Raw genomic sequence first — 1,190 nt, 5'->3', positions numbered from 1 at the left:
TTTTTTCAGCCAGGTCCATTTGGTAAAAGGTGAAACGCTCATGTTTTTTAAGGACGTCCAATCTTGCAGATTTCAGCCGGACATCATAATAATTATTCATATTATCAAGGCCAATTACGGTACAGCCCAGTTGTAAAAGCTTATCAGACAGGTGCATACCGATAAAACCGGCCGCGCCTGTCACCAAATATATCTTATTATCATCAACCGGTTTTAGCTGCATCATCAAACACCCACACCAAAATATTTAAAGCCCTTTTCGACCATGATTTTTTTATCATATATGTTTCTCAGGTCAAAGAAATAGTTGCCAGCGCCAATTTCCTTAAACTTATCAAAATTCAGGTTCCTGAATTCATTCCATTCCGTCAGAATTACTGTGGCATCTGTGTTCTCCAAAGCTTCATAGGCGTCAGCACACCAGGTGATGCTGTCATTAATATTAGATAAACGCCAGCTGCCCTCTTTCTGTCCCGCAGGATCATAAACTTTCAACAGTGCGCCGCGCTTGACAAGTTCCGGGAGGATAACCAGTGACGGCGCGTCTCTCATGTCGTCTGTATTTGGCTTAAAAGTCACGCCGAGAATAGCAATGGTTTTATTGTCAAGCCCACACATGGCCTCTGCGATTTTTTGGACCATCTTCATCTTCTGGCGCTCATTAGCCGACACTGTTGTTTCAACAAGGGACATTGCCTCACCACAGTCCCGGGCTATTTTTATCAAAGCTCTGGTATCTTTAGGAAAACAGCTTCCACCGTAACCTGGTCCCGCGTGCAGAAACTTTGGTGCGATACGCCCGTCTCGCCCCATCGCTTTGGCTACTTTCTGGACATCCGCGCCGACCTTTTCACACACGTTCGCCACTTCGTTTATAAACGTGATTTTCATGGCAAGAAAAGCGTTTGAGGCATATTTGATCATCTCAGCAGTCTCAAGGTTGGTTTCAACAAAAGGAGTTTCGTTAATATAAAGTACCCTGTAGACCTCCCTCATTGTGTTGAATGCCCTTTCGCTTTCAGCGCCCAGGATAACCCGGTCAGGATGCATAAAGTCGTGTACGGCAGATCCTTCCCTTAAGAATTCGGGATTAGATACTACATCAAAAGCATAGTCAATACCACGTTCAAAAAGAATAGTTTGTATTGCCGCCTTAACCTTTTGACCGGTGCCCACCGGCACGGTGGACT

Annotated in this window: 2 protein-coding genes; both read right to left on the bottom strand. The window is 44.8% G+C overall.

All coding sequences use genetic code 11. The features are described from left to right. Window positions 1-223: GDP-mannose 4,6-dehydratase (locus NC238_06395; GenBank protein MCM1565571.1), on the bottom strand; the 223-nt coding region annotated here is incomplete at its 3' end. 2 nt (window positions 224-225) lie between these two features. After that, window positions 226-1,190, bottom strand: a 965-nt coding sequence (locus NC238_06390) for a UDP-glucose/GDP-mannose dehydrogenase family protein (GenBank protein ID MCM1565570.1), incomplete at its 5' end; no start/stop codon positions are given.

Origin of the sequence: Dehalobacter sp. (assembly GCA_023667845.1) — a bacterium.
Lineage (GTDB): Bacteria > Bacillota > Desulfitobacteriia > Desulfitobacteriales > Syntrophobotulaceae > Dehalobacter.
Note: the sequence above shows the minus strand (reverse complement) of the source record. Positions and strands in the feature narration are given on the sequence as shown.